The organism is Limimaricola cinnabarinus LL-001 (assembly GCF_000466965.1).
In the GTDB taxonomy this organism is placed as follows: domain Bacteria; phylum Pseudomonadota; class Alphaproteobacteria; order Rhodobacterales; family Rhodobacteraceae; genus Limimaricola; species Limimaricola cinnabarinus.
In genome coordinates this window covers 1-3,952 of sequence record NZ_BATB01000126.1, presented here as the reverse complement: position 1 = coordinate 3,952, position 3,952 = coordinate 1, and the positions used below count along the sequence as shown (strand labels likewise).

Annotated in this window: 2 protein-coding genes and 1 pseudogene; 2 read left to right on the top strand and 1 reads right to left on the bottom strand. The window is 68.4% G+C overall.

Annotation, left to right across the window (positions count from 1 at the left end; genetic code table 11):
* A partial coding sequence (locus tag MBELCI_RS18475) for an FAD binding domain-containing protein (protein WP_045320516.1) occupies positions 1–602 on the top strand: 602 nt, incomplete at its 5' end.
* Positions 602–2,860 carry a xanthine dehydrogenase family protein molybdopterin-binding subunit gene (locus MBELCI_RS18470; protein WP_021695766.1) on the top strand — a complete coding sequence of 753 codons (2,259 nt, stop codon included), beginning with the start codon at positions 602–604 and terminating at the stop codon, positions 2,858–2,860. The genes MBELCI_RS18475 and MBELCI_RS18470, both read left to right, overlap by 1 nt.
* A 34-nt stretch (positions 2,861–2,894) precedes the next feature.
* On the opposite strand, the pseudogene MBELCI_RS22160 reads toward MBELCI_RS18470, so the two are convergent.
* A pseudogene (locus MBELCI_RS22160) lies at positions 2,895–3,851 on the bottom strand (tyrosine-type recombinase/integrase); the annotation flags it as partial.
* Positions 3,852–3,952: the final 101 nt, after the last annotated feature.

Genomic DNA, 3,952 nt, shown 5'->3' with positions numbered 1-3,952 from the left:
CCGGCTCGGGCTGCGCGGCACTCGATGGCGGCGTCACCTCGCTGCACGCGATCCTGGGCGGCTCGGAGAGCTGCGTGGCCATGTATCCCGGCGATTGGGCGCAGGCGCTGATCGCCTTCGATGCCGAGGTGAAGACCATGGGCCCCGGCGGCAGCCGCACCATTCCCTTTGCCGACCTGCACCTCATGCCCGGTGACACGCCCGAGATCGAGACGATCCTCGAGAAGGGCGAAATCATCACCGCGATCGAGGTGCCGGTGATCGGGGCGATGCGCGGCTCGCATTACCTCAAGGCGCGCGACCGCGAGAGCTACGCTTTCGCCAGCGCCTCCGCGGCGGTCGGGTTGGAGATGGAGGGCGACAGCGTCAAGGATGCGCGGATCGCGCTCGGTGGCGTCGCGTCGGTGCCATGGCGCGCCTCCGCCGCCGAAGACGTGCTGCGCGGCGAGGTGTTCAGCGAGGATCTGGCGCGGGAGGCGGGCCGCGTGGCATTCGCCGACGCGGTGCCGCTCGATCATTCCGCCTACAAGATCCCGCTTGGTGCCGATGTGGTCGCCGGCGCGCTGATGACTGCCCATGCCCGCGCGAAGGGAGAGAACTGATGGCCCAGACGATCAACACCGAGGTCACCCGCACCGATGCGCCGCGCAAGGTCACGGGGGCCGCGCATTACGCCGCCGATTTCACGCCCGCAGGCATGTTGCACGGCGCGCTTGCCACCTCGCGCATCGCGGTCGGCACGCTCACCGGCATCGACACCTCCAAGGCCGAGGCCGAGCCGGGCGTCGTCGCGGTGTTCACCCATGACAACCTGCCCGACTACAAGACGGTGAAGGGCTTTTATGCCGGCGGCCCCGGCTCGGCGAGCTTCTGGCCGATGGAGGGGACCGAGATCCGCTATGCGGGCCAGCCCATCGCCTATGTGGTGGCCGAGACGGCGGCGGCGGCCCGGCGCGGCGCGCAGCTGATCGAGCCCACCTATGAGGAGGGCGAGGCCAACATCACCATGGACCCCTCCGACAGCTTCGTCATCGGCGCGGGCGAAGACAGCAAGGGCATGACCGTCACCAAGGGCGATGTCTCGGCGGGCCTATCCGAGGCGGCGCAATCGGTCGATGTGGAATACGTGACACCGTTCCAGCATCACAACCCGATGGAGATGTTCGCCGCCACCGCCGAATGGCGCGGCGACCGGCTGACGGTCTGGATGCCGTCGCAATCGGTGCGCACGCTGCGCCACGGCATCTCCAAGGCCTATGGCCTGCCCGAGACCAGCGTCCGCGTCGTCTCTCCCTTCGTCGGTGGTGCCTTCGGCTCCAAGGCCGGAATCACGCCCTACACCATGCTGACCATCGCCGCCGCCAAGGCGGTGAACGCGCCGGTGCGGCTCATCGTGACGCGGCCGCAGATGTACACGGTGGCGACCTTCCGGCCCGAAAGCGTGCAGAAGTTCCGGATCGGTGCCGACGCCTCGGGCAAGCTCACCGCCTTCGAGCATATCGAGATCGCCCAGACCTCGCAGTTCGACGAGGTGGTGAACCCCGGCACCCACATGACGCGGGCGATGTATGCCAGCCCCAACATCCATACCGAGCAGCGGCTGTCGCGCTCGGACACCAACACCGGCGGCTTCATGCGCGCGCCCAATGAGATGCAGACCTTCTTCGGGCTTGAATCCGCGATGGACGAGCTGGCGCTGAAGCTCGGCATGGACCCGGTCGAACTGCGCCGCGTCAACGACACCCAGACCCACCCCGTGGCCGAGGTGCCGTTCTCCTCGCGCTCGCTGATGGAGTGCTACGACGCAGCGAGCGCAAGCTTCGGCTGGGCCGGCCGCAACCCGGAGGTGGGCAGCATGACCGACGGCGACTGGCTGGTCGGCTATGGCTGCGCCACGGCGACCTATCCGACCAACGTGTCGCCTTCTGCGGCGCGCGTGCGGATGCAGGGCACCGGCCACGCCTTCATCGAGCTGGCCGCGCATGACGTGGGCACCGGAAGCTACACCATCTTCGCGCAGATCGCCGCCGCCCGGCTCGGGCTGCCGGTCTCGGCCTGCGACGTGGTGATGGGCGAGGCGCATCTGCCGCTGGCACCGATCTCCGGCGGCTCGACCACCGCCGCCTCTGCGGGATCGGCGGTACATCTGGCCTGTCTCAATGTCGCAGCACAGGTGGCGCGAGAGGTGAGCCAGATGTCGGACAGCCCTTTCTCGGGCGTCGACCCCGAGCGGATCACGCTCGTAGACGGCGTGCTACGCGGCCCCGAAGGCCAGAGCCAGCCGCTTCTGGAGGCGCTGTCCTCGACCCCGCGCGGCGAGGCCACGGCAGAGGGCGAATACCGCCATCCGGCGCTGACCGACGAGGCGCTGCGTCTAACCTATCAGGGCGGCTATGGCGTTGCCGGACCGGTGACGCCCGAAAAGGCGATGTTCGCCTTCGGGGCCGAGTTCGCCGAGGTGCATATTCACCGCTGGACCCATGAGATCCGGGTGCCGCGGCTGCACGGCGCCTTCGCCGCGGGCACGTGGCTCAACCGCAAGACCGCGCATAGCCAGCTGATGGGCGGCATGGTCTGGGGCATCGGCTCGGCGCTGCACGAGGTCACGGAGGTCGACCTGCCTCGCGCCCGTTTCCTCAACGCCAACATCGCCGAGTATCTCGTGCCGGTGAACGCCGATGTGCGCGAGGTGCGGGTCGAGATGCTGGAGGAGCAGGACGACTACGTGAACCCGCTCGGCGTGAAGGGGATCGGCGAGCTGGGGATCGTCGGCACGGCCGCCGCGATCGGCAACGCGATCCACCACGCCACCGGCAAGCGGCTGCGCAAGATCCCGATGCGGATGTCCGACCTCGTTTGACCGAGACCATGCGCAACGCATGTCTTGAATGGCTCCCGGCGGCTTCAGCCAGATGTCGGGGCCGCTGGTAGCGACGGGTCATCTCCGCCGAGGCGTGACCTAGCTGTTTCTGCAGGTGGCCTCGTCGATCTTGGCCGACGAGGCCAGGCCAGCGCGCAGCGAATGCCGGGCGTCCGGCGTTCGGCTTCGGGGAGGTCGGGACGCAAGCCAGCGGCCAGCGCCGTGCGCTGCACCAGTCGCGCCACGTGACGGTCACTCAGGCGGCGGTCGAGCACATGGCTATCGTCGCGGCTGACGGACATGAAAATTGGTCCGAACTCGATCTTCGCGAACTCCAGCCAGCGCTCCAGCGCCCGCACCGGGCAGGTCGCGGCGCTCGAGTCGCGGGCGATCTCGATCTCCCGCCAACCGGTCTTGCCTCGCAGCCCGACGAGCGCGCCGGCGTCGAGGATCTCGACCCAGCCGCTGCCGTCGATGGTATCGTCGCGATCGCGGACCAGCCCGACGATCTCGGAGCGTCGCAGCGCCCCGGCAAAGCCACCAGCAGCATTGCGCTGTCTCGCAGCCCGCGCAGGTCGTGGCCCAGCGTGGCGAGCATCGCCCGAAGCTCGTCGGGTCCGATTGCCTCCTTCTGCACCGGTAGCCGAGCATGGCAGCGGCGGATGCCGGCGAGAATGGATGCGATGTGGCGGTTGCGACGGTCGAGCCGGAAGCCGCGCTGCGTGTAGCCCCAGGAAAGACCCGCCAGTCGGCGTTCGATCGAGGCAACCGAGAGCGCGCGGGTCTTGCCGGTCGGAGCGGCGAGATCGGTGATGTAGAGCCCGATCAGTTCGGGCGAAGGGGGCAGGGGGTCGGCGCCCTTCAGCCGGCACCAGCGCGCGAGGGCCGTCCAGTCGCGCGTATAGGCCTCCGGGTGTTCTCGGCTACGGGCTTGGTCGGCATAGCCTCGCGCGGTGTCGACCAGCCGGTCGAGCGTGCCGGAGCCTGCAATTTAATCGGGCAGGGCGAGCGGCGTATCGGGGTTTTCATGTGATCCGGTCATGCCGAGTGACCAACCATTTTCATGTCCGACAAACCAAGATTATCGGACAT

What these genes read in the sequence shown, in the direction of transcription:
- MBELCI_RS18470 (WP_021695766.1), top strand. Translation starts at nt 602, where the DNA reads ATGGCCCAGACGATCAACACCGAGGTCACCCGCACCGATGCGCCGCGC.